Here is a 24,072-nt window from a genome sequence, read left to right as displayed (position 1 = left end):
ATGTTACTGGTCGGTGTGTTGGCCCCAAAATCCCGGATATTTCTCGACGGTAACATCTCCCTGAATCCGGGTCTGACAGGCGAGACGGAGACCGGAATCCGCGTCGTGTGTGGCACTGACAACCGTGCCTTTTCACGACGGCTGTGGCGACTCACATCACCACTGACGGTGACTGCACAGGTGCCACATGAACCATGGCCGCGACAGTTGAGTATGGTCGCCCGACCATTATGTGCTGAAAGGTCTGCCTCACGGAGAACGTCCCGCAAAATTGCGCCAGTTTCGCATTCGATTTCTTTATCTCGAAACGTGACAGTTGGCATGTGCTGTGTTGTCGTGTCAGATACAAAACCGCACCGGTCTTTCGGGTCGTAAAATGCTAGAAAATTAACGTTTCTCTACCGTCGGGCGGAGTCAAAGTCAATATCGAGGTCGTCTAATTTTGCCTCCCACTCCTCGCGTTTCTCTTGGTGCTCTTCGAGGAATTCTTGCATTAGCTCTGCGGCTTCTTCCTTACAGCCTCCACAGAGGCGCTCGCCGCCAACACACTCCTCGTAGACCTCGGTCGCGAACTCGTCGTCGTCACCGCTAAGCAGGTAGGCGTACAGCTCGTATACCGGACATTCGTCGGCTTTTCCGCCCTTTTCGCGCTGTTCTTCGGCTGTGGAACGACCGCCTGTCGTCGCAGACTTGACCTTGTCGTACCCGTCCTCGGGGTCATCAAGCAGGCTGATGTGTGAAGCAGGAACCGACGAGGACATCTTTCCGCCGGTCAGCCCAGTCATGAAGCGATGATATATTGATGTGGGCGCGCGGAATCCGTAGCCGCCGTGGTCGATTGCGACCTCCCGTGCCAGCTCTGTGGCCTCCTCGTGGGTAAGGTCGAACGTGTCGATGTGGGCATCATAAACACGCTTCTCGCTATCGATAGCCTCGATGAGTGCTTCGAATGCTTCCTCAGTAGCGTTCCGGTCAACGATTCGGACACGTGGCCGGAGGGGCTCTTTGCCCGCTTCCCGAAGCATTGTCACGGTACTATCGAGCGTTGTCGCTGCGTCGTCGGTTGCGCCTGATTCACGTTTCCCCTCTAGGTGGTTTGCCGCGTCGACACACCGTACCGTCTCGTCAGGGTGGCGGTCACTAAGCGTCTCGTGCGCCTCGGCGACGAGTGCGTGTTCTTTCGGCCCGGTCTCGAAGCTTGCATACGCCTCTGTGACACCGAAGTACTGGACCCGGGCGGCCAGGTCACGGGCCAGCCGAACGTGGGGGTCTTGGTCTGGGCCGACGGGAATAACTGTTGGCTTCGGGCCGTCGACTTGTGGATAGAGGATATCGGCCATCTGTGTGATAACTGACTGCATGTGTGATACGTCAGTTTCCCCGTCGAAGTCGTAGATTGCACCTAGTTCCGAGAAGTTCGCTTCGATTCCCAGCTCGAACGCGAGGTCTTGTACCTCACGGTTTGTCGACTGACGGTACAAGTTCCCTTCCTCAGGGTCGAACCCGAGTGCGAGTAACGAGAGAATATAGTTTCGGGCGTGTTCGTCGATTTCGTCCCACGACAGGCCACGGGCGCTGTGGGCTTCGAGGTCGGCAATCAGCCCGTATGCATCTCCCCCCTGCTGTTGGTGCCAAATAATTTCGTCGAAGACAAGCTTGTGACCGATGTGAGGATCACCAGTCGGCATGAACCCTGAGAGGACTGCGAAGGGGTCATCGTTGCGCATCGCTGTTGCCACATCGCGGTAGTCACGGTGACCGAAGATGACGCCCCGTCGCATCAGATAGTGTGGCGTTGGTACTTCCTCGATTATCTCGTCAAATGTTCCAATACCGAACTGGTCGAACAGTTTTTTGTAGTCCGACACCGTCGAGGAACCCCATGGGTCGAGCGTGACCGAATCTGCGCCCGCTGTTTCCGTCCCACCGTCGGTTACTGCTGGACTTTCCTCCCCGTTGTCCGTCATCGTCGACGAACCTGTGGGTGCTGTGGAGTCATCCGTTGGTGATTCACGTGTCATTGAATACCGCCATTTCGGACCGACACCCGCAAAAAGCGTTCGCTTCCACCGGACGTTTTAGCTATAGGTCCTGTTGGAGAGCGAGTAGGCTGTCGATTCGCTGCTCGGTCGGCGGGTGTGTGCTGGCGAGTTTCCCGATAAACCCTGACTTTATGGGTAAGACAAAAAACGCGTTCATTTCTGCCTGCTCTCGGAGGTCGTCTTGTGGAACCTGCTCCATGTCGTCCGATATCGATCGGAGTGCGGATGCGAGCGCGGCGGGGTCGCCTGTCATCTGTGCCGCGCCCCGGTCGGCCGCGTACTCTCGGTACCGGGAGAGTGCACGGATGAGGAAGAAACTCACTACCCAGACCACAAGCGAGACCAGAATAGCCACCCAGATTGGTGCTCCGTCCCGGTTGCGCCCACCGCCGAGCAGCCAGCCCCACCTCACGACGAGGAATGCGATAGAGGCAAAGAACGAGGCAATCGTCATCACCGCTACATCCCGGTTTTTGATGTGTGCAAGTTCGTGGGCGAGCACACCCTCTAACTCTTCTTGATTAAGCGTCGAGAGTAGTCCTGTCGTCACGCAGATTGTCGCTGCACTTGGTGACCGTCCCGCAGCGAAGGCGTTGGGTACACCTGTGTCGGCAACGGCGACGCTTGGCTGTGGCGTGTCCGTCTGCTGGGCCAACTGCGTGACCATTCGGTGAAGTTCGGGATATTCTTCAGCCGATACTTCCGTTGCGCCCATACTCCGGAGTGCAAGTGTCCCACTGAAGTAGTACTGGGCAAACGAGAGACCACCGAGTATTAGCCCGGTAAACAGCAGCCCACCGCCAAGCACCTCGATGAGGACGACTGCCAGCGCCAGATACGCGATTAGTAACAGTAGGCTGACAAGGACCATTCGTCCCCGGAGACCCCAATCTGTCCGTAATTTCATTACCACACATTGAGGCGTCCTGAGCTATAAACGCCGCGGCCGCGGAACTGCCCGTTTATTGCCTTGTCGCCGTCACAAACATTGGCGATTAAAAACGCGACTACCCATCGCCGGTCCGGCCGTTTCTACTGGCAATGTTACTCCCTGCCGACTGTTGCCGGACGGAACGGTGCCACCGTCGTCCCTACTGTTTCAGGTCGACGGACTGTCTTCGGATGGAGCACTGACGCAAATAGTTCGAGTGTCTCGATGAGTCGAGGACCCGGTCGATTCACGTAGTGGTTTCCATCAACGAGATACACGTCGCCATTTTTGACAGCAGTCAGCTCAGCCCATCCCTCGCGCCCGGTGACAGCATCGATATTCGCCCGCGCTTGGTCGACTCCGAACCCACACGGCGACAGCATAAGCACCTCTGGGTCGTACGCTCGAATTTCGGTCCACTCGCGGGGCCGCGACCGCTCTCCTGGCTCCGCAATCCCGTAGTCGGCTCCGGAGCGCTCGATCATCTCAGGCACCCAGTGACCGGCGACCATCACTGGGTCAAGCCAGTCAAGCACTGCAACTCGAGGGCCGGAAGCCGGCGTCGCATGCTCGACGTGCTCGATGCGTGCTTCGAATGAGGCAACGAGCGACGCAGCGCGTTTCTCCCGGTTGAACACCGCTCCGAGGCGCTCAATATCGGCGAGGAGGTCCGCGAGAGTATGAGGGTCACTCGTCACCACTTCGGCGTCGAGCGAGAGCTCCTCAACTGCTTGTCGAATTCGGGAGTCGTCGACCGCACAGACATCACAGATTCCCTGAGAGACGACAATATCTGGGTCAAGGTTCGCCAGCAACTCACGGTCTATCTCGTAGACACCGCCGTTGTCAGTCGCCTCGGCGACCTGCTCGTTAATTTCTTCACTCGATGCGTCGGCATCGACTCGTGTCTCGATGACTGACGGTAACTCGGCCGCCTCGGGGGGGTAGTCACACTCGTGTGAGACGCCGACCGGCTCGACGCCGAGGGCATACAGCATCTCCGTCGCTGATGGGAGCAATGAAACGGCGCGCATACGACAATGTTAGCCCGTATCCTCTTAAGCGCTCGTTCGGAAGCGGCCTACCACTGCTGGCTGCTGGAGGCGTACACGTCGACGTAGTCGCCATACAGCAGCGACGGCTCACCTGCCGGGCGTTCGAATCCGTTTGCTTGGAACAGCTCGTTTTCTTCGGTTTCCCACAACCCCTGTCGAAGCGTCCACGTCTCATGTTCAATGTCGGCATACCGGATACTCCCGTCGCTTCCCTCTGTAAAGTAGCGGTACCGCTCGGCCAAAAAGTGCTCTCGAGTGCCGGGCTCGGGCTCGAATCGCTCGCTATTCCGGGCAGGGCCGTACCGGGCGTCGAACCGTGTGGCTCGGGCTCCCGGTGTTGTACGGCGACTTTGGAACTCAACTGGAGGGTCGCCATCGTAGGTGATATCCGCCAGATAGTACGGGAGACGGTTGAACAGCCGTGCCCCGATGACCCCGAGGATGTCGTCGGCATCGAGGGTGAAAAAGTAAATTCCCGGCGCGCCGTCACAGGTAACGTAGGTCCGGAGGTTCAGCTCGGCTGTTGAGAGGCCCACGGCCGTCGGAAATCCTGCTGGTCTGATGTCCTCGATGGCGAAGGGAACGACCGAAAGGTAGGCGTCGCCGTCGAAGGTGTCGACCGTCAGGCGTTCGGGAATGCGCGGTGTGACTAGCTCAGAGTCGACGGGCCAACTGGCAAAAAAGGTGTCTCGCCATCCCATCTCGAATGCAGGCATTGATTAGATTTAGTCGCCGAGACAAACAGGGATTGTGGCTCGTCCGGAGTCGCTGGCCATTCGGTAAGACATATCGAGGGAGAGATGGAGACAATCCAGGGAAACGAGCGCATAGTCGGCGAATCTGCCGCTTTCCGGGACGGCGGCTCCGTCTTTATTGCCTGTAACGATTTTCGGTCCCAATTGAAACCGGGACGCTTTGGCTAGCCAGACATTTGGGTCAGGAACAATTGAAATATCCTGGCTCAACCACTTCTATTTAGCGAATGATTCTGCCATCGTCTGGCGATTCAACAGAGCCAACGAGGGTGGCGGATTCGGCTGGGAGGGCTGGCTGTTGTTGAGTCCGTTTATCGTTTGTAGTCTCGGCCGACGACGAGGCCGACAAGGTTGGCTCCGAGCAACGCGGCGAACAGCTGAGGGGCCTGTAACACCGCGCCGCTGACAATCAGGGCCAGCAGGACGAACGGGACGAACACGGCCGTCCAGAAACCGATGAATTTCACGGGAACTCCGAGCACTCGCCGTGGCGCTGCTTGGGCCCTGTGACGCGACTGAGATTTGGTAGGGGACGCATTTGACATGGGTTGACTCCTTGATTACACGTACAACCGTATCCAACATATAATAGGCCAAACGCTAGCGCAATTTCGCCTCGTTTTGTCTATTTCCATCCACGTACGTCTCCATTTGATTACCCACTCGAACGTTTTAATACTCTCTCAAATTTGTTTAGATTGTTTATAACAGCTCGAAAACTGCTGAACTGTCTAGCCTTCTATTTTACATCGAACGGTCATCCGACCACAGCGACGTCGGCCACGCACTCAAGAGTCGACGACACGGACCTCACGAGTCTGGACAACGGGGGTAAGCGGCAGGTCGGGAAAAGAGACGCGCACAGCGAACGTAAGTACGTCGGCTGTCCCTCCGAAGACGCCGACAGGGAGCGTTGTCTCTCCCAGATACGCCGCCTTGCTGGTCATCGCTTTGCCGTTGACGGTCACAGACAGCGCCCCACGGGCGTCTCCCTGACTGGTCTGGACGGTCACCTCACACATTTCGCGTGCGCCCCGTTCGATGCGATCCGGGAACGCTCCCCAGTCGATGTCGAGCGCCGGGAGTTCGGTCGCGCTCTCGTGAACGCGCTTGGCGACACCGTCGGTCAGTCCGGCGGCCGCGAGTTCGGTCGGGGTCGCCGCGGCTATCTCTGTCGGACTGCTGTACCCTGCGGCGGCTAGGGACGTGGCCCGGCTTGACCCGATACCGTCTACCGCAGTCAACCCGACCGCATCCTCGCTGATGCCGGTCTCGACGCGGGCCTCGATGCGCCGGACTAGGTTCGCGGCATGGCCATCGGCGAGGCGATCAACGATTGCGCGCAGTGCCGCAAGCAGGCGGAGCGCGTTCTGGCGGATAACCCAGGCGTCGCTTTGCAACTCCGCGGGCGTCGTTCCGTTCATGCCCGCCCGCAGGATAGCGAGTACCTTGCGCGCACCCGGGTCAAGGTCCTCGCGTCGGTTTCCGAGAACGGCGTCGATGGCGTCTTCTTCGTCCGAACGGGCGCTGACGCTGTCGAACTCCTCGGCTGTTGCCACCGCTGTAAGCACGTCTCCTGTTGATAAATCCTCGCTCTCGGCGAGGTCAGCACACGTTCTGGCAGTCTGTAAATCAAGATAAAACTCCGAGGCCAGACGTCCGAGCGCAGTCGGCTCGACAGCGAGTCCATCCATCTCAATGAAGCCAGCATCAACAAGCCAAGAGAGTGTCTCACTGACGCGGTCACGCAGCTCTGACCCGGTGACGTAGGCATCGGCACGCTGTGCACGCGCGTAATAAAACGTCGTTTCGAGCCAGTCCATTGCGTCGTCAATATCTTTTACGGTTTCGAGGACTATTTCTGCGGTCAGGTGAACGGCGAGGTCAGCCGCTGCCGGTCCGCTACCGCTGTCGGATTCGGTTGCGAGCTGTGAGTCGATTGTCTTCCCGTCTTCAAGCAGTTCTCGGTAGCGATCTGAGGCGGCACTATCGCAGATGACCCATGCATACCCTTTGTCATCGTAGCCCGGGCGTCCGGCCCGGCCAAGCATCTGGAGCACGTCTAGTGGACTCATCTCGACTTCGCCTTCGAGGGGGTCATGATAGCGGGTATCTCGGATAACGACACACCGTGCTGGTAGATTGACGCCCCACGCAAGCGTGGAAGTTGAAAAGAGGAGCTTGATACGGCCCTCTCGGAACCACTTCTCGATACGGTTCCGGTCGCTTCGCGAGAGGCCAGCGTGGTGAAACCCAACGCCGTCCAACGCAGACTTGCGAAGCGTATCGTTGTCGAGGTCTTCGGTTTCGGTGTGATACTCAAAATCACCGCGTGCATCGACAGGGATATCACGCGAGGCGAGTTCGTCGCGGGCCTTTTTTGCGGCCTGTACAGTGTCTTGCCGCGAGGAGACGAACACGAGTGCTTGTCCTTCCTCTCGGATATGCTGTTCCGCCAAGTCGAGTGCTCGGTAGAGCCGACGGTACTTGTCAGCGAATGCGTTCTCGCCGTGGCTATAAGTCGCCACCCGTGCATCGAGTGGAACCGGACGGGATTTTTCGTCGAACGAAAACGTCGTCTCGTCGGGGGCATCAAGCCACGCCCCAACGTCGTCGCTGTTTGGCATTGTCGCCGACAGTGCGATAACTCGCAGGTCACAGAGTCGCCGTAGCCGCGAGATAGTCACTTCAAGAACACTCCCACGCTCGTCGGAGTCAAGCAGGTGTACCTCGTCGATGATACAACAATCCACGTCGGTCACGAATGAGTAGCGCCGTGAGTCGTGTTTCCTGGTTGCGGAGTCGGCCTTTTCGGGCGTCATCACCAGCACGTCAGCCCGTTCTGCTTTCCGGGGGTTCAGGTCGCGCTCGCCGGTGACGACGTAGACCGAGTATCCCAGCTCCTCGAAGCGTTCCCACTCGCGTTCTTTCTCATCAGTGAGTGCCCGCAGCGGAGCGAGAAAGAGTGCCGTCCCGCCTGCATCGAGGGTGCGACAGATTGCGACCTCGGCGATTGCGGTCTTGCCGCTGGCGGTGGGAGCACTGACCACGACGTTCTCGTCGGTGTCGAGCAACGCCGGGAGCACCGCCGACTGCATAGCGTTGAAGCGCTCGAACGGAAACGCGTCCGCAAAGTCGGGCAGTACCTCCTTGACGGCGATTTCCGTTCTGGTGTCGGCGCTCTGTGTCACATGCGAAGAGAGTGGTCCGCGCACATAGGCGTTTCTGTCGGCTATTCAGCCGAGCAACTGGGGAGTGGCTATTGCCGTTTGGTCACGGGCACGTAACGGCACCCTCTATCAGCCCTCCGACAGCTATGTCGATTATCTCTCTCCCATCATCGTAAGTATCGATACTGGCAGCAATACTCCAGCACCCGCTTCCCGTGAAATCTTCTTCGTGTTTTTCACTGGAATATGTGCTCTTTCCTACACTTGGTACGTCGAACGTAGCTGTGTAGTTAACGGTATCGCCCATCCAGGGCTCTTGGATGGTGACCAGCTCAGGATGGTCGTGTTCTTCTTCCTTGTACGCTCTAAGTTGATACTCTGCAGTGTGACGCGTTTCCCCTTCTTTTTCGATGGTCACTGTTACTGTTACAGGGCGCCTCAGGAAGTTATCGACACTGACCTTGCCGAGGGGTTCAGTTGGGTCGGCATCTGAACTGAGACATCCTGTCAGTCCCGCTATCGGGAGAAGTCCGAGGTAGCGACGTCGTGAAATCATGGTACAATATTACCTTTTGAAAGTGATGAATTGTTATCTGTTTAGTTTATTGCTGACTATGCCTGCTGTGACTCCTCTTCTCTACCCGATGTATTAACGTTTTATTGACATTGGGTTCTTCGTCATCACATATTCTGGGGACGGTTCTTCATTATCGGCCGTTTTTGGAATATCGGCATCCTTGGGAACGCGTTTTATTCCCAAGGCCTCTCGTTGTTCCTTGGTCATGTCTTCTGGGTGGCTTGGCGTATTTTGTGGTAGATTTCCATCTGAATTTATAACCACGTCCCCCTGATCACCGGTAAATCGTAGATTAAACTCCTCTTCTGCCCAACCATCCTTCTCCAGAAAACCTGCCTTGACTTGAACTCCTGAAGCTGGATGGTTTGCTATATATGTAGCATGTCTAAAGAAACAACACTCTTCCCAACCGGTCTCTATCAGACCACCTATCTCGTGTTTATATTTAAACCCTCTTTCTATACTATCATCGAGGTTATCTTTATCAACTTTCATCATTTCTGCCAACTCTGTGGCTCCTGAAAACACTGTTCCAGCACCGTTCTTTATTCCATCGGCTACAGCCCCCATGACAGGGTTTGCTAGCCAACTAGGAACGCCTGGATGATCCTTTGGTCCAGGATAACTTCCGAACTTGTCGTTATATGTGCTTGCTTGTAAATTCTCCCCATAGTCCAGTCCTTGCACTTTATATCGTTTCCCCCACAGTGCTGCCGGACTTTCGGCTGCTGCACCACCTGACAAAATAAAATTGTGGCGCCATCCTTCATACTCATCATCCCCATTATGGGATGAGCCATCCCAATGGACGGTTAAACTCCCATCTCTCTCGAAAGTTCGGTGATCAGGACTTTCATTTGGGATGTCGACTTCAACTGTATCAACGTATTCGGGCTCATCAGAGAGTACCGAAGGGTCGGCTGTTTCGATCTCTTCAGCAGAGCCAATCCTGGTTCCTATAGCACTAAACACACCGCAACCAACAGTGAGTGCGCCAGTTGTTTGGAGGGCTTTTCGGCGGCTAATCTTTCGACTTTCGTTGGTATCTGGCATACCAATTTGATGAACAAGCCTATCTGATTTATATTTTTTTAATTGATACGTGTGATATTATAGAAGTATATTCTCTGTAGTACATGCGTCCACTGCTCACGAACACGAGAGCCGCAGTTTTTAGTCATCACGCGCTAAGACTAAGGCAATGAGCAAGACTCGAAAGCCCGAGTGGCTGAAGATGCGGCCGCCATCGGGTGAGCGCTTCACCGAAATCAAACAGACTCTCCGTGACCACGACCTGCACACGGTCTGTGAGGAAGCCTCGTGCCCGAACATGGGTGAGTGTTGGAGTGGCCGGGACGGCCCTGGCACTGCAACCTTCATGCTCATGGGCGACCGATGTTCGCGGGGCTGTAACTTCTGTGACGTCGAAACCGGCGGGATGGACCCGCTGGACGAGGATGAACCCGCAAATGTCGCCAGTGCTGTCACTGAAATTGGGCTTGACTACGTTGTTCTCACCTCTGTAGACCGCGACGACCTCCCTGATCAAGGGGCAGGTCACTTTGCCGAGACGATTCGAGAAATCAAGAAACGCGACTCAGATATTCTTGTTGAAGTCCTTATTCCTGACTTTCAGGGCGACGACGAACTTGTTCGAAAGATTATCGACGCCGAACCCGACGTCATCGCCCACAATATTGAGACTGTCGAACGCCTCCAGTGGCCGGTTCGAGACCGCCGAGCGGGCTACGAACAGTCTCTTTCAGTACTGCAACAAGTCGCCGAGGAGTCCGACGCCTTCGCCAAGACATCTGTCATGCTCGGGGTTGGAGAGTATCACCACGAGGTCTATCAGACACTCCGTGACCTGAAAACGGTCGGCGTCGACGTGGTAACCTTCGGACAGTACCTCCAGCCCTCGCGGTCACATCTTGAAGTAACTGAGTTTGTCCATCCCGACGTCTTCGATACCTGGCAACAAGTTGCCGAAAAAGAGCTTGATTTCGGTTACTGTGCTAGTGGCCCGATGGTCCGGTCGTCGTATCGCGCCGGGGAGTTGTTCGTCGAGAACGTGCTCAAAGGCGACGGAGATATTACCGAGGCCCGGGAACAGGCTCGGACTGAAGCCTGAGTTTGCCATCCCCGAAATTGGGCCACGCTTGATTCTGAAGGGAGGCTCTCTGACGGGGCGAAACGTTTTGAATGGTCACACCAAGCCAGTGGGGAACGAATATACTAGCCAAACGAAGCCTTTAGTTGTCGGCGAAAAAACGACTCGCCAGTGACGCAGTTCAACATTTACGGGGAGCGTCTTCGACAGGAAATCGAAGGTGAGTCGTTCGCGATTGCCGTCGTCACGGCGACTAAGCCCGACTTTTACAAGCAGGCACCGGTCGTCACTGCGGCAAACGAGTACGGCTTGCCGTGTTTTATTATTCACACCGGACAGCATTACGACGACGTGCTCGGGCACGGGCTGGCCGAGTACGACCTCGAATCCCACATCGCCGCCGACATGGGAATTCGCGGCGGTCTCTCCGAGAAGAGCGCGGCCCTGATGACTCGCACGAAAACGCTTGCCGAGTACTTCGAAGAGGAGTTTCCAGACACGACTATCCTTCCCATCGTCCACGGTGACACACACGCCGCAGGCATCTTCCCGCAGGCGTGGGCATTCGCGACCAACCAGTTCGTGGCTCACAACGAGGCAGGACTTCGGGGGATGATGCCCTCCTTTGACAACCTCGGAGAACCTGAAACGTTCGTCACAGACCAGTTTGAGGGCGAGTGGACGCTCAACCGCGCCGAGCCGTTCCCCGAGCAGTACGACACCTTCGTAGGGAGTGCGGCTTCGATGTATCAGTTTGCGCCGGTCGAACTCAACCGAAAGCACCTCCTGAACGAGGGGTATCCCGGCGAGTCGAACGGAGTTGAACGCATCCCTGTTGTCGGTAATTCGATTGTCGACGCAATCGAGATGAAGCGCGACCACGACCTTGAGGAGTCCATCTTCGACATCTACCCGGTCTTGGAGGAGCGCGACGACTGGATTCGCGTCGACATCCACCGCCGGGCGAACCTGCTTGAGGAGCGGTTTTCGAGCATCGTCGAAGGCGTCATCGCGCTCGTCGAGGAGGGCTACAACGTCAACTTCGTCGAACTGAATGCAACCAGAGAGGCTCTTGAGAACTACGGCTACCGTGAGCGACTCCTTGACCTCGAAGCGGACCGAGAGAACTTCCTGTTCACCGGCCTCTGGAAGAAACACGCCCACGTCTATGAGTTTCTCACCTCGGGGCAGTGTTTCGCCGAGTACACTGACTCCGGGAGCATGCAGGAGGAACTCAACGTCATCGACGAGGCGCTGTGTCTCACTGCCCGGTTCAACACCGACCGCCCGGAAACCGTCATGAACGCCGAGTCCAACCTGCTTGTCCCGCCAACCTCGGCCGAACACGTCCACGACATGATAGAGTTCGTCTACGAAACCGAGAGCCTCCGCGACCGACTCGCCACCAACGAAAACCTCTATGGCGAAAACGTCGGCCAGCGAATCGTGGAGTTCCTTGATGCCCGCCGCGACGACCCGGTGTTCGAATGGGCGTCCGGCAGGGCCGGGTTCGACGGAGCCAGCAAGGACTTCGACTATCTGTAGCGCTCCGGGAAGCTCAGCGAGGGTCCAACTCTCCGACGGGCAAGGCGTGCGTCCTCATCCGGTCCATTCGCTCCGAAATCGAGTTCACACAGCGTACTCTTTTCTAACCTTCCTTCGTATGAACCAACACGCTCTGCGGTCAGTTTCGGGGTGGACATACGTTCAATTATTACCCCAGAATCAAATATGAAGTGACCATTCCAACACCGTCTGTTCGGTGATATGGTTGAGAGACAGCCACAAATATTTGAATAGTGTGAGGTTCTATCACGAAAACAATAAATCATCGGCAATTGAATGATGCACGTATGCACCCAGAGAGGTGGCCTTTTCGATGAGCGTGTTACAGCGCGAGCCAGATGACATGGTACAGGTACTCGACGACGAGGGCAACGTCCGAGAGGGAGCCGAGGTGCCGGACTTGGACGACGAGACACTCGTCGAGATGTTCCGACAGCTGAAAGTCGCCCGTCATTTCGACGAGCGAGCAGTCAGCCTCCAGCGGCAGGGCCGCATGGGAACATACCCACCGCTGTCAGGGCAGGAAGCTGCCCAGATTGGAAGCGTCCACGCGTTGGACGACGAGGACTGGGTGTTTCCGAGCTATCGGGAACATGCCGTTGGCTACGTGCTTGGCTGGGAGTTGTACCAGGTTCTGCTTTACTGGATGGGTCACACTGAAGGGAAAGTTGCCGACGACGACGTGAACATGTTTACACCTGCAGTTCCGATTGCGACACAGATTCCCCACGCAACGGGAGCGGCGTGGGCTTCGGATCTGCAAGACGAGGACCGCGCATTCCTCTGTTATTTCGGTGATGGCGCGACAAGCGAGGGTGACTTCCACGAGGGACTGAACTTCGCAGGCGTCTACGATACGCCGAATGTCTTCTTTTGTAACAACAATCAGTGGGCAATTTCGGTGCCACGCGAGAAACAGACCGCGAGCAAGACAATTGCCCAGAAGGCCCATGCCTATGGTTTCACGGGCATTCAGGTCGACGGTATGGACCCGCTGGCCGTCTACAAGGTCACAAAAGAAGCCGTCGACAAAGCCAAAAACGACCCGCAAGCCAACGAAGATATTGGCCGAGCGAGCCGGCCGACACTGATAGAGGCCGTCCAGTATCGATTTGGCGCACACACGACCGCGGACGACCCTAGCGTCTACCGTGACGATGACGAGGTCGAACGGTGGAAGCAAAAAGACCCCATTCCGCGCATGGAGACGTTCCTGCGCAACCGGGGGCTTATTGATGACGAGGCTATCGCGGCCCTTGACGCTGAAATCAAAGAAGAGGTCGCCGACGCTATCGACACGGCCGAAGAGTACGACCGCCCTGACCCGGCAGAGATGTTCAACGACGTGTACGCAGATATGCCACAGCGACTACAGGAACAACTCGACTACCTCGAGACCATTCGTGACCGCCACGGCGACGAGGTGCTACTAGAATGAGCCAGGAAGCAACCGATAAAGAGCAAACCCAGAGTCTGACACTCGTCCAGGCTGTCCGTGACGGCCTTCATACCGAGATGAGTCAGGACGACAGCGTCGTCGTCATGGGAGAAGATGTTGGTGAAAACGGCGGTGTCTTCCGTGCGACACAGGACCTCCTCGACGAGTTTGGGGAAGACCGTGTTATTGACACGCCGCTTTCGGAGTCCGGTATCGCGGGCACGGCCGTCGGGATGGCCGCCTACGGAATGCGACCGGTAGCCGAATTTCAGTTCCTTGGTTTCATCTACCCGGGGTTCGACCAGATTGTGAGTCACGCAGCCCGACTCCGAACCCGGAGTAATAGTCGGTTCAACTGTCCGGCCGTATTCCGTGCACCCTACGGCGGTGGTATCCACGCGCCTGAACATCACTCCGAATCAAGTGAAGCCTTTTTCAGCCATCAGCCCGGGCTGAAAGTGGCAATCCCCTCGACACCGTACGACACCAAGGGGATGCTTATTCAGGCAATTCGTGACCCCGACCCAGTTGTCTTCCTTGAGCCAAAGCTCATCTATCGTGCGTTCCGTGAAGACGTGCCAGAAGGTGAGTACACTGTGCCACTGGACGAGGCGGCGGTTCGCCGCGAAGGAAGTGATGTGTCGGTGTTCACTTGGGGTGCAATGGCCCCTGCGACGCTGGACGCTGCCGAGGAACTGGCCGAGGAAGAAGGCATCGACGCCGAGGTTATTGACCTCCGGAGCCTCTCACCGATTGACGAGGAAACGATCAAAGAGTCGTTCAAAAAAACAGGACGGGCAACCATTGTCCACGAAGCCCCACAATCAGGTGGGGTCGGCAGCGAGATTGCCACAGTAATTCAAGAGGACATCCTCCTCTACCAGGAAGCACCGATTAACCGCGTAACCGGCTTCGATGTGCCGTTCCCGCTGTACGCACTCGAAGAGTACTATCTACCGGAAGCTGCGCGCATCAAGGACGGCATCCGTGAGACTGTCGAGTTCTAACCATGGCATTCGAATTCGAACTCCCTGACGTTGGCGAAGGTATCGCAGAAGGAGAGATTGTCGCCTGGCATGTCAGCGCCGGCGACACGGTCGAAGAAGACCAAGTAATGGCTGATGTCGAGACAGACAAAGCTGTCGTTGATCTGCCAGCACCCGTCACAGGGGTTATCACCGACCTCCACGCCGAGGAAGGTGAGATGGTTCCTGTCGGTGATGTCGTCGCTACCATCAATGTAGACGGCGAAACCGAGGATACGGACACTGGCGCTACGGACAGTCCACAGGACACCTCCGAGACATCGTCTACGGACACCGACAGTGAGGACACTGTTGACGACGCAAACAGCACAGACGACCAGGACGCTGTCGACGCAGGAACCGGTGACGGTCGTGTCTTCGCCCCGCCAAACGTCCGGCAACTTGCTCGTGAACTGGGCGTCGATATTACGGCTGTCGACGGTACTGGCCCGAGCGGCCGGATTACTGATTCGGACGTTCGTGCTGCCGCTGAGCCTGACGAGGACGAGACCGAAACCAAGGCTGCCGTAACGAAACGTGACAACGGTGACGGCGCGGACGCTGAGACCACCGCGAAGACACAGACGACAACGACGACTGCCAAAGCGGCCAACCGCGATGAGACGTTGGCAGCGCCGGCGACTCGCGGCCTCGCCGACGAGTTGGGTGTCAGCATCCACGCGGTCCCCACAGAGAAGTCCCGCGATGGGAAGGCATTCATTGAGGAAGAAGACGTTCGCGCGTTCGTCGAGGCTGAGGAAACGACAACGGCAGAGCCAGCCAAGACGTCTGCCGAGGCTGAATCGACGAGCACAACGGCTGGAGCAGAGACTGCACAGCCGACCCCAACTGCTGGCGGGGCTGGCGAGCAGCCTGTCGAAACTGAGGCATATCGCGGCGTTCGCCGGACTATCGGCGAGCAGATGCAGGAATCGAAGTACACCGCACCCCACGTCACGCACCACGATATGGCCGACGTGTCGGCACTGGTTGAGGCGCGCGAAGAGCTCAAACCGCGGGCGGATGACCGCGGTATCAATATGACGTATATGCCGTTTGTCATCAAGGCCATCATCGCGGCGCTCAAAGAGTATCCGGTACTCAACACCGAACTTGACGAGGATAACGAGGAAATCCTCTACAAACACTACTACAATATCGGTATCGCAGTCGCAACCGACGCTGGGTTGATGGTGCCGGTCGTCAAAGACGCTGACGAGAAGGGAATGCTACAGGTTGCCACAGAAGTCAACGAACTCGCCACAAAGGCGAGAGAGCGGAAAGTGAGTCCCGACGAGTTGCAGGGAAGTACCTTCTCAATCACCAACTTTGGCGCCTTTGGTGGCGAGTATGCCACACCGATAATCAACTACCCCGAGACAGCAATTCTCGGGCTGGGCGCAATCAAACAGCGGCCTGTTGTTGAGGACGGTGAAGTCGTCGCGAAACACACGCTTCCGCTTTCACTGACAATTGACCACCGGGTCATCGACGGGGCGGAGGCCGCACAGTTCTGTAACACGGTCATGGAGTACCTCGAAAACCCCACCTTGCTGTTGCTAGAGTAACAATGGTTGTTGGAGATATCACCTCATCGACGGACGTACTGATAATCGGCGGCGGCCCCGGCGGCTACGTGGCCGCGATTCGGGCCGGACAGCTAAACCTTGACGTGACGCTCGTCGAGATGGACGCCTACGGTGGGACGTGCCTCAACCGAGGCTGTATCCCTTCGAAGGCGATGATTTCCGCCACTGACGTGGCCCACACAGCCACGGAAGCAGAAGATATGGGCGTTTATGCTGACCCTGCAGTCGACCTCCAAGGGATGGTCTCTTGGAAAGACCGTCTGGTGACGAAACTGACCAAAGGCGTCGAATCTCTCACCGAGCGCGCCGGCGCACACCTCGTGGAAGGACGTGCTGAGTTTGCCTCCAGTAATAGGGCTCGCGTCGTCTCGTCTGGTGAAGGACAGGGTGCCGAATCGTTCGAGTTTGAGCACGCTATCGTCGCTACCGGGAGTCGCCCAATCGAGGTACCTGGCTTTGAGTTTGACGGCGAACATATCCTTGCCTCGGAACATGCGCTCTCGCTCGAATCCGTCCCCGACAGTATGGTTGTCGTCGGTGCGGGGTACATCGGAATGGAGTTGGCGACAGTCTATCAGAAACTTGGCTGTGACGTGACTATCGTCGAGATGCTCGATAGCCCGCTTCCACAGTACGAGGATGACGTAACATCAGTTGTCCAAGACCGCGCCGAGGAACTGGGTATTGAGTTCCATTTCGGCGAGCTTGCATCCGACTGGGAGAAACAAGACGGCAGTATCACTGTCACAACCGAAGACGACGACGGCAATGTCTCCGCGTTCGATGCCGAGAAATGTCTCGTCGCTGTTGGACGGGAACCTGTGACCGATACGCTGAACCTCGAAGCAGTTGACGTCGAAACCGACGATAATGGTTTCATCAAGACTGATGGACAGGCACGGTCGACGGAAGATAACATCTTTGCAGTCGGTGACGTAGCTGGCCAGCCAATGCTTGCACACAAGGCTTTCAAAGAAGGCGAAGTTGCCGCAGAGGTCGCTGCTGGCGAGCCTTCAGCGCTAGATTATCAGTCGGTTCCGGCGGCGGTGTTTACTGACCCCGAAATCGGGACAGTCGGAATGACCGAAAGCGAAGCGGTTGAAGCCGGCTTCGACCCGGTCACGGGACAGATGCCGCTTCGAGCGTCTGGCCGCGCGCTTTCGCTTGCCGAGACCAACGGATTCGTTCGTGTTGTTGCCGACGATGAGAGCGGTTTCATTCTCGGCGCACAGATTGTCGGTCCCGAGGCCTCTGAACTAGTGGGCGAACTCACACTCGCCATCGAGATGGGTGCGACACTCGAAGATGTTGCACAAACGATTCACGTGCATCCGACCCTCTCAGAGGCTGTCCACGAGGCTATCAAGGGTGCAAGAGACGAGAGCATCCACTACTAAGCGTTACCTGTAACGACGTGGCAAACTCGCTCTGTTTTTTGCGCGGTCGACTAGTTGCTGATTACGTACAGAATGCCACAATTATTGCTGGTATATTGCTTATAATGTGTGCACAATGTAATATGTTACCACATGGCAAATCCGTGGGATATCGACCCAGAAAATATCCCTGCGGATAGTCGCACGCAGCGACGCAGACGACGACTCCAGGTTGTCGGGCTCGGTCTCTGGGGATTGTTTGCCGGGAGTATCACCGTCTTGTTGGTTTCTAGCACTGAGAGTTTGACCACCGCCGAGACCGCGTCGTTGCTCGGATTGACCCTTGGAACGGCTGTCGTCGCTGTTGTCCTTGGTGTCCTTGCGTTGCTCGTTCTCCAGTACCTTCCCTCGATTATCGCGAAGTTTGTGTTTCTGTTCGTCTTTCTGGCTATCTTTTCTCTGGTGTTGCCACAGCTCGTCACATTGGCACTTGACCAGCTATCGCTGTTCGAAGGTGTTCCCGTTGATACCAAGCAACCGCTATTGGACCTAATTGATTCGCTTCTAAACGAGAATCCCCGTTCGCGCTGATGGGGCTCATTGAGTGGTGCCACTGTGTTTTTCGACCGCCTTACTGGTTTGTCGAGATAATCTCGACGACATCACGGTGGTCAAGAACAGTATCAGCTCCAACCTGTCGGTCTGTACGACAGTCAATGCCATGTAGGAACCCGTCACCGATGTCTGAATGGAGGTGGTAGGCAAACTCTTCTGCGGTCGCATCCTTCGGAAGCAAGAAACAGTCACGGAACGGCCCGTTTGACCAGTTCCCAGATGCCGAACCGGGGAAGACGGCCTTCAGGTTAAGTACGTCGAACACCGCTGTTTCGAGTGCACGCTGGACCCCACTCCCATCGAACTCGTTGATGAATGTCCGAATCTGTTCGAGACCTGCTTCTTTTTGTTCGGGCAACTCCGTCGTAATCTCGAAGCCGCCTTCGCCCGGAATATAGTTGATTGCAGCCTGCTCGTCTGCGTTCTTCAGTGCTTTCTCGGCGTGAGCGGATACCGGGACAAACGACAGGTGTTCGTAGTCGGGGTCGGTTGTGATTTCGTCCCAGTTCTCCTGTGCTTCTGGTGTGTCCATCTTGTTCGCTGCGATGACCATCGGCTTCGTTCGCTTGCGGATGGCACGAGCGAGAGCCTCTGTTGTTTTGGTGTCCCATTCTAATGGGGTCACTTCGTATCCCTCTGAGAGAATAACTTGCTTGATTTCGGCGGCCGAGATACCAAAGGCCGAGAGCTGTTCGGCCAGAATATCTTCTGGGTCCGGGTCAGAGAGTTGCTTGCTCTCATAGCGTTCGATTCCCTTTGTCAGAATATCGAGATACCACGCGTCGAGTTCTTCTTCGAGGAAGTCGATATCCTCTCGCGGGTCGTGCCCCTCAGTTGTCTCGCCTTCTGAGTCTGTTGTCCCCGAGAAATCCACCACGTGAATAAGTACATCCGTTTCATTGAGGTCGGTCAGAAACTGATTTCCCAGTCCTCTCCCCTCGTGGGCACCGGGAACGAGCCCAGCAATATCAACCAGTTTCACCGGGACAAACCGTGACCCGTCTCTACATGCTCCCACTGATGGCTCGCAACTCTTGTCGAACTCTGGGGCAGCACACTCTGTTCGGACGTATGCCTCACCGATACTGGGGTCAATAGTCGTGAACGGAAAGGCTCCTTCGGGCACATCGTTCATCGTCGCCGCGTTGAACAGTGTCGACTTACCCACTGAGGGCTTGCCAACAAGACCGATTCGATAGCTCATTATCGGGGTGAGCCGCTGGTAGCCTAAACGGGTTTCTACCCAACCTCTTTGTGACTTATGTAAACATGTGACATTATTTTTCGGCTCGCCATCTATTTGCTACTACTGCTTGTTTAATGATACCATTTATCATTGTTAGAATATAATAGAAAAGTATGCCCCATTCAGAGAAACCGTGGTCGTACAAGATTACGGATAACGTCGTCATCTGGGACGTTACGGACTGGGTTGATCCGAACGAAGACGAGCTGGACCAAGTCACAAAAGAACTCAAATCTGTGGCCAATCGAGATGAGATCACAGCTTCAGTGACAGAACTTGAGGCAAACGTTACACTGGACAAGAAGACGCTTTCCTATATTAAACAGAACAATCTACTATATGCTAAGCTTGGTCTTGAGAAAGTTGGATGGGTGTCCGATGGTATTCAGGGACTTGCTCTCAAGTCGAAGATTGACGGAACCGTCGGTGTAGACGTCGAAGCATTCGACAGCGTTGATGTGGCTGTCTCTTGGGCAACAGAGTAAAACACGGTAGCCGTGGGTGTTTGGTGCCGGTGCAGACAATCATAAGTGGGGGACGTACATTTCTCTGATTAGAACGGCCACCGAGTGGCAAAACGGGAACGAACTGTTGTACTGAGTTCTTGGGCAACAAACCGGTCACTGGGTGCAACACCGATGAACTTCAGGGAGGCAATGTAAAGAGGGAGGCCAACGGCTATTCCAAGACCGAGCGATAGCAGGCCCCCGGCCACAGAACGTATCCCAGACATGGCAATCACCATCACAACACCCGCAGCCAGCGGTGTCAGAAACGTCCGATCGAACGGCCATAGTCCCTCAAAACGCCTGAGCAATAGCACCTGTAATCCGTTCTGAACACTGGTGGCCAGTGCAGTTCCGAGGGCCGCCCCAACTAGACCGAACGTCTGGATGAAGATATACGTCAAGATGACATTCGAGACGGCCAGCAGCCAGTCAAGGCCCATCCGTGCGTACTGATGGTCTGTCATCATAAGTAGCCAGCCGGTCGCCCCGACTGCGCTTCCGACGAAGACGCCGCCGAGATAAACGACAAGCGCTAGGTATCCCTCAGTGTAGGTCGGCCCGAAAAGCGCCAGTAACTCCCGTCCAAACACAAATTGGACAGCAAGAATTGGGATGACCGTCGTCACAATCAAGCGGGTCACAGAGGCATAAACCGCATTGAGTGTCTCTATCTGGTTGCTTGCGTGGAGATCGGAGGCAACGGGGGGAAGCAATTGGTTAAACGAAAGGAGTGGAATCCACGCAATCGCCACAAGAACCAGAATAACATTGTAGATGCCAGTTGCAACAGTCGTCAGCAGCGCCGCAACCAGTAATACGTCGACTCGATTCTGGAATATCTTACCGAGACTGCTCATTGCCACCGGTGCCGCGTGATTGTAGAACTGGCTGACCGCATGCCGGCTGACACGCAGAGACGGCCGAATCCCTGTTAGCCGTTCTGTTATTGGGTAGCCTACGATAACGAGCAGTGCCATACAGACGACGATTGTTCCGGCGACGCCGACAACCGAGTAACCAACTGTGAGTGCCACGACGGCACCCAGCAGGCGCATCGCGGGACGGAGTAGCTTGTTAAACAACACTTCTCCCCGTGCTGATCCGACTGCACGAAAGGTCCCGGCGTAAATCATCACGAAACCAATGAGCAAGATGAGACCACCGAACAACCGCATTGCTGGTGGAAACGCAGCGTCGTCGACGGTGTGCTCGTTTATCCATGGTGCGAGCACCAGCAACCCGACTCCCATCAGCAGCCCGAACCCGACGGTGGTTGCATAGGCTAGTCCGACAACCCGGGATTGGCGTTTGGGTTCAGACTCATACGCTGGCAGATATCGCTGGAGGGCTGGGACACTCCCGAAGGTAACGAGTCGAACCAACACCTGTGCGATTCGCCACGTGAGAGCGTATACCCCATACGCCATCGGCCCGAGTCCCCGCGCCAGAACGTACTCAGCAGCGGTAATCAGTATGCGTTGGCCAGATACACCACCTGCTGTCACAGCGGCACCACGCGCGATTGTGAGGAGCGCGTCACGCTCATCACCTGTCACTGCTTCCTCGTCGCGTCCACTCATCAACTGTTCATCTACGGCCTTCTTCGGTCTGGAGTTAAGTGACTCGATACGCTAAAGACGTGTAAGTCCCAGCAAGAATTGACTCATAGCACTCCCCGTGGGCAACCAGTGTCGATGACTGCTTGCCGTCACCGCTCAGGGTATAACTGTTATACGCTCCAAGAGCGATAGGTCTACCAGATGCGACCCGAAGCCGACGACCGCGTCTACTACGTCATCAGTGATCTCCACATTGGCGGTGACGAACAACTCGAAGCGGTCCCGTTCCTCGATGAACTCCTTGGCTTTCTCAAGAAACTGGAGACAACCGACGAGGACGTTGAACTTGTGATCAACGGCGATGCTTTCGGACTCTGGGAACTCACATCGCTTGCGGGTACAGAGAAGTTCGACGCCCTCGTTGAGACGTATCCGGAGCTGTTTGAGCAGCTTCGAGCGACCGGGGAAACCGTCGACATCACGCTCTTGCCCGGTAATCACGACTATGAGCTGGCGGCCTATGACGAGTTTGTCGACCGGTTCAAGAGATACAACGTCGACCTCACGCAGGAACCGTCGATGACCCGTCCGATTGGCGACCAAGCGATTCATTTCGAGCATGGCCACCAGCAGGACCCGAACAACCAGTTGAAAGACTGGGGGAACCCTCATGTAACCCCTCTTGGATATCATTACACAACGCAAATAATCAGCCGTGCCGGCCAACTCTCTGACCGTGGGAAGTTCAACTGGCTAAAAGACGTACAGGCGGTCACGCCAACCGAACGGATGCCTATCTGGCTTGTCTCGAAATACTTCTATCGAGAGATGAACCCTCTGCTTCGATACTCTCTGCTTCCTTTCTTATTGCTGTTCAATATCAGTGCCCTGCTGGCGGTATTTGCGGGTCTTGATCTCGCCGGTATCTGGTCGGCACCAGTCGAACAGATGCAGTCGCTTTTCCAGATTTTTGGGTCTGCTGGGACGGCGGCCTGGGTGTTCCTTGGCGCAAATGTTGCGGTTACGGGGCTGGTTTTAATTGTTGCAGTCCCGCTGTATTTCCTTCGCCGCGATGTTCGGAAAACGATTGCTCGTTTTGGTATCTTCGAAACTCCCCTTACCGTCGACGCGGAGTCTCCCTACGAAGAGGCCGCACGCAAGGTCTTCGAGTCTGACGCTGAGACGACGATTTTCTGTTACGGCCATACCCACCGGCCGACGCTACGCGAGGTAGATGGCGGACTCCTCGTCAACAGTGGGACGTGGCTGAAACGCCTCCACCGCCGTGATGGTGTTATCGGCGTGTTACCACCCGTATTTTACCCGTCCTACCAGCTTGCTGCCGTCCGTATCGCTGCCGAATCCGAGGGCATCGCCGTTGAGTTTGTCGAAACAGAAAAGCCAAGTCCGAGTCCTGAGGAACTCACGCGTACCGAGCGGCTCCTTACTCTCGGGCGGAAACCGGACCCATCTCTTCCTGAGCGAACAGTGATTGACCCGACTAACTCCACAATGGACTGAGGTAACATCGGTCCCATTGGGTCTTAGACGCCGATGTGTCCCACGCGTCGGAACGTAACGACTCACGTGTGCTTCCCTGACTAAGGGCTTGGTCCGCGCGCGCACACGAGCACGAGCAAAGTAAGAGGGTTTAGGTAGTAGTATCCCGACCCCTCGAACGCGTGGCTCTCACCCGGCCCGACCAAACGCAGGCCGCGTGGGATGATTGGCTGGCCTCCGGCCACGCAACATTTTCATCCGAGTCTGTCTCCAACAGCAACTGCATCGTCGCGCTATGGGCACATGATGCGTCTCTGCATACCATTCCTGTGGTGTGACTCCATGCCGAAGCGCCACCGGTTCGACGGCCTTAAACAATCCCACCTCCTCGGTATAGATACGAAGCAGCGCGGGGCGACGTTCCCCGCCGAACCCGTCTGTCGTTCGACGCCCTTAAGTGATACTGGGCACTCGTGACAGACTGTAAATCGCCTTACTCCGGGACGACCCGGGGCAAGGCAATCCGATGCCCTTAAGTGGAAACGGGCATTCCGGGTGAATACAACGAGGTTCGGTCGGGGTCGACAACGCCCGACTGCACTGGACACGATTCGATGGCAACTCGAAGGGTTTATACCCTTCACCGCCAAACAATCTGGTCCGAAGGAAATGAGGATTCCACCCCTGCGGTCCGCCGTATAGATGGGATCTGATGTTAGCTCTGGTAGTTCGGTGACACTCGGTCGGTTCTCGAGTGTCCCGATAGTCGATAGCAAGTTAGCAACACATATCGTATGTGTTCCCGCCTAACCGCCTCCCTCTGGGAGGCAACATTCCGGTTGATCCTGCCGGAGGCCATTGCTATCGGAGTCCGATTTAGCCATGCTAGTCGCACGGGTTTAGGCCCGTGGCATATAGCTCAGTAACACGTGGCCAAACTACCCTATGGATGAGAATACTCTCGGGAAACTGAGGCTAATTCTCAATACAGCTTCCATGCTGGAGTGCA

Annotated in this window: 19 protein-coding genes, 1 rRNA gene and 3 pseudogenes; 10 read left to right on the top strand and 13 right to left on the bottom strand. The window is 56.2% G+C overall.

Annotated elements, in window-relative coordinates; all coding sequences use genetic code 11:
- Nucleotides 1-3 precede the first annotated feature (3 nt).
- The 10 genes and pseudogenes from N5098_RS00115 to N5098_RS00070 all read right to left on the bottom strand — a co-directional run bounded on the left by N5098_RS00115 (nt 4) and on the right by N5098_RS00070 (nt 9,583).
- Nucleotides 4-323: pseudogene (locus N5098_RS00115) on the bottom strand (2Fe-2S iron-sulfur cluster-binding protein).
- A 75-nt stretch (nt 324-398) separates the two neighbouring features.
- A complete protein-coding gene (locus N5098_RS00110; protein ID WP_267635638.1) occupies nt 399-2,021 on the bottom strand; it encodes a tryptophan--tRNA ligase in 1,623 nt (540 codons plus the stop codon).
- Nucleotides 2,022-2,082: 61 nt separating this feature from the next.
- Nucleotides 2,083-2,949 (bottom strand): zinc metalloprotease HtpX, encoded by an 867-nt coding sequence (htpX, locus tag N5098_RS00105; RefSeq protein ID WP_267635637.1) that lies wholly within the window; start codon nt 2,947-2,949, stop codon nt 2,083-2,085.
- A 137-nt stretch (nt 2,950-3,086) separates the two neighbouring features.
- The gene (locus N5098_RS00100; protein ID WP_267635636.1) at nt 3,087-4,007 is read right to left on the bottom strand and encodes a cobalamin-binding protein; all 921 of its coding nucleotides are present in this window, start codon (nt 4,005-4,007) and stop codon (nt 3,087-3,089) included.
- Between the two features lie 47 nt (nt 4,008-4,054).
- On the bottom strand, nt 4,055-4,744 hold the full coding sequence (locus N5098_RS00095) for a YqjF family protein (protein WP_267635635.1): 690 nt from the start codon (nt 4,742-4,744) through the stop codon (nt 4,055-4,057).
- Between the two features lie 48 nt (nt 4,745-4,792).
- A pseudogene (locus N5098_RS00090) lies at nt 4,793-4,927 on the bottom strand (IS5/IS1182 family transposase); the annotation flags it as partial.
- Nucleotides 4,928-5,094: 167 nt separating this feature from the next.
- Nucleotides 5,095-5,328, bottom strand: coding sequence for a DUF8028 family protein (locus N5098_RS00085; RefSeq protein ID WP_464379767.1), 234 nt, complete (start codon nt 5,326-5,328; stop codon nt 5,095-5,097).
- Nucleotides 5,329-5,571: 243 nt separating this feature from the next.
- Complete coding sequence (locus N5098_RS00080; RefSeq protein ID WP_267636066.1) at nt 5,572-7,944, bottom strand: DEAD/DEAH box helicase; 2,373 nt, start codon at nt 7,942-7,944, stop codon at nt 5,572-5,574.
- A 112-nt stretch (nt 7,945-8,056) separates the two neighbouring features.
- Entirely contained in the window at nt 8,057-8,509 is a 453-nt protein-coding gene (locus N5098_RS00075; protein WP_267635633.1) for a hypothetical protein, read from the bottom strand.
- A gap of 93 nt (nt 8,510-8,602) precedes the next feature.
- Nucleotides 8,603-9,583 carry a hypothetical protein gene (locus N5098_RS00070; RefSeq protein WP_267635632.1) on the bottom strand — a complete coding sequence of 327 codons (981 nt, stop codon included), beginning with the start codon at nt 9,581-9,583 and terminating at the stop codon, nt 8,603-8,605.
- A 142-nt stretch (nt 9,584-9,725) separates the two neighbouring features.
- Between N5098_RS00070 and lipA the strand changes: the two are divergent.
- Nucleotides 9,726-10,661 (top strand): annotated as a pseudogene (lipA, locus tag N5098_RS00065) (lipoyl synthase); the annotation flags it as partial.
- Nucleotides 10,662-10,811: 150 nt separating this feature from the next.
- Entirely contained in the window at nt 10,812-12,185 is a 1,374-nt protein-coding gene (locus N5098_RS00060) for a UDP-N-acetyl glucosamine 2-epimerase (protein WP_267635631.1), read from the top strand.
- Here N5098_RS00060 and N5098_RS00055 read toward each other — a convergent pair.
- Nucleotides 12,176-12,343, bottom strand: coding sequence for a hypothetical protein (locus tag N5098_RS00055; RefSeq protein ID WP_267635630.1), 168 nt, complete (start codon nt 12,341-12,343; stop codon nt 12,176-12,178). The genes N5098_RS00060 and N5098_RS00055 overlap by 10 nt on opposite strands.
- A gap of 176 nt (nt 12,344-12,519) precedes the next feature.
- Here N5098_RS00055 and pdhA point away from each other — a divergent pair, with 176 nt between their 5' ends.
- The 5 genes from pdhA (at nt 12,520) to N5098_RS00030 (ending at nt 18,225) form a co-directional block, all read left to right on the top strand.
- Nucleotides 12,520-13,644 (top strand): pyruvate dehydrogenase (acetyl-transferring) E1 component subunit alpha, encoded by a 1,125-nt coding sequence (gene pdhA, locus N5098_RS00050; protein ID WP_267635629.1) that lies wholly within the window; start codon nt 12,520-12,522, stop codon nt 13,642-13,644.
- On the top strand, nt 13,641-14,651 hold the full coding sequence (locus tag N5098_RS00045) for an alpha-ketoacid dehydrogenase subunit beta (RefSeq protein WP_267635628.1): 1,011 nt from the start codon (nt 13,641-13,643) through the stop codon (nt 14,649-14,651). The genes pdhA and N5098_RS00045 overlap by 4 nt, the downstream gene beginning before the upstream one ends.
- Before the next feature lie 2 nt (nt 14,652-14,653).
- The gene (locus N5098_RS00040; protein WP_267635626.1) at nt 14,654-16,237 is read left to right on the top strand and encodes a dihydrolipoamide acetyltransferase family protein; all 1,584 of its coding nucleotides are present in this window, start codon (nt 14,654-14,656) and stop codon (nt 16,235-16,237) included.
- A 2-nt stretch (nt 16,238-16,239) separates the two neighbouring features.
- Nucleotides 16,240-17,655 (top strand): dihydrolipoyl dehydrogenase, encoded by a 1,416-nt coding sequence (gene lpdA / locus N5098_RS00035; protein ID WP_267635625.1) that lies wholly within the window; start codon nt 16,240-16,242, stop codon nt 17,653-17,655.
- 132 nt (nt 17,656-17,787) lie between these two features.
- A complete protein-coding gene (locus N5098_RS00030; protein ID WP_267635624.1) occupies nt 17,788-18,225 on the top strand; it encodes a hypothetical protein in 438 nt (145 codons plus the stop codon).
- A gap of 40 nt (nt 18,226-18,265) precedes the next feature.
- Here N5098_RS00030 and N5098_RS00025 read toward each other — a convergent pair whose 3' ends face one another.
- Nucleotides 18,266-19,453 carry a redox-regulated ATPase YchF gene (locus N5098_RS00025; RefSeq protein ID WP_267635623.1) on the bottom strand — a complete coding sequence of 396 codons (1,188 nt, stop codon included), beginning with the start codon at nt 19,451-19,453 and terminating at the stop codon, nt 18,266-18,268.
- A gap of 155 nt (nt 19,454-19,608) precedes the next feature.
- On the opposite strand from N5098_RS00025, the gene N5098_RS00020 reads away from it, so the two are divergent.
- A complete protein-coding gene (locus N5098_RS00020) occupies nt 19,609-19,980 on the top strand; it encodes a hypothetical protein (RefSeq protein WP_267635622.1) in 372 nt (123 codons plus the stop codon).
- Between the two features lie 68 nt (nt 19,981-20,048).
- On the opposite strand, the gene N5098_RS00015 is transcribed toward N5098_RS00020, so the two are convergent.
- Nucleotides 20,049-21,584, bottom strand: coding sequence for an oligosaccharide flippase family protein (locus N5098_RS00015; RefSeq protein WP_267635620.1), 1,536 nt, complete (start codon nt 21,582-21,584; stop codon nt 20,049-20,051).
- A 180-nt stretch (nt 21,585-21,764) separates the two neighbouring features.
- Between N5098_RS00015 and N5098_RS00010 the strand changes: the two genes are divergently transcribed.
- Together N5098_RS00010 and N5098_RS00005 are read left to right on the top strand one after the other, a co-directional pair.
- Nucleotides 21,765-23,084, top strand: coding sequence for a metallophosphoesterase (locus tag N5098_RS00010; protein ID WP_267635619.1), 1,320 nt, complete (start codon nt 21,765-21,767; stop codon nt 23,082-23,084).
- 811 nt (nt 23,085-23,895) lie between these two features.
- Nucleotides 23,896-24,072 (top strand): 16S ribosomal RNA (locus N5098_RS00005); the annotation flags it as partial.

Origin of the sequence: Halovenus rubra (assembly GCF_026586665.1) — an archaeon.
GTDB classification, from domain to species: Archaea; Halobacteriota; Halobacteria; order Halobacteriales; family Haloarculaceae; genus Halovenus; species Halovenus rubra.
The sequence above is the reverse complement of the archived record's forward strand: the minus strand, read 5'-3'. Positions and strand labels throughout refer to the sequence as shown.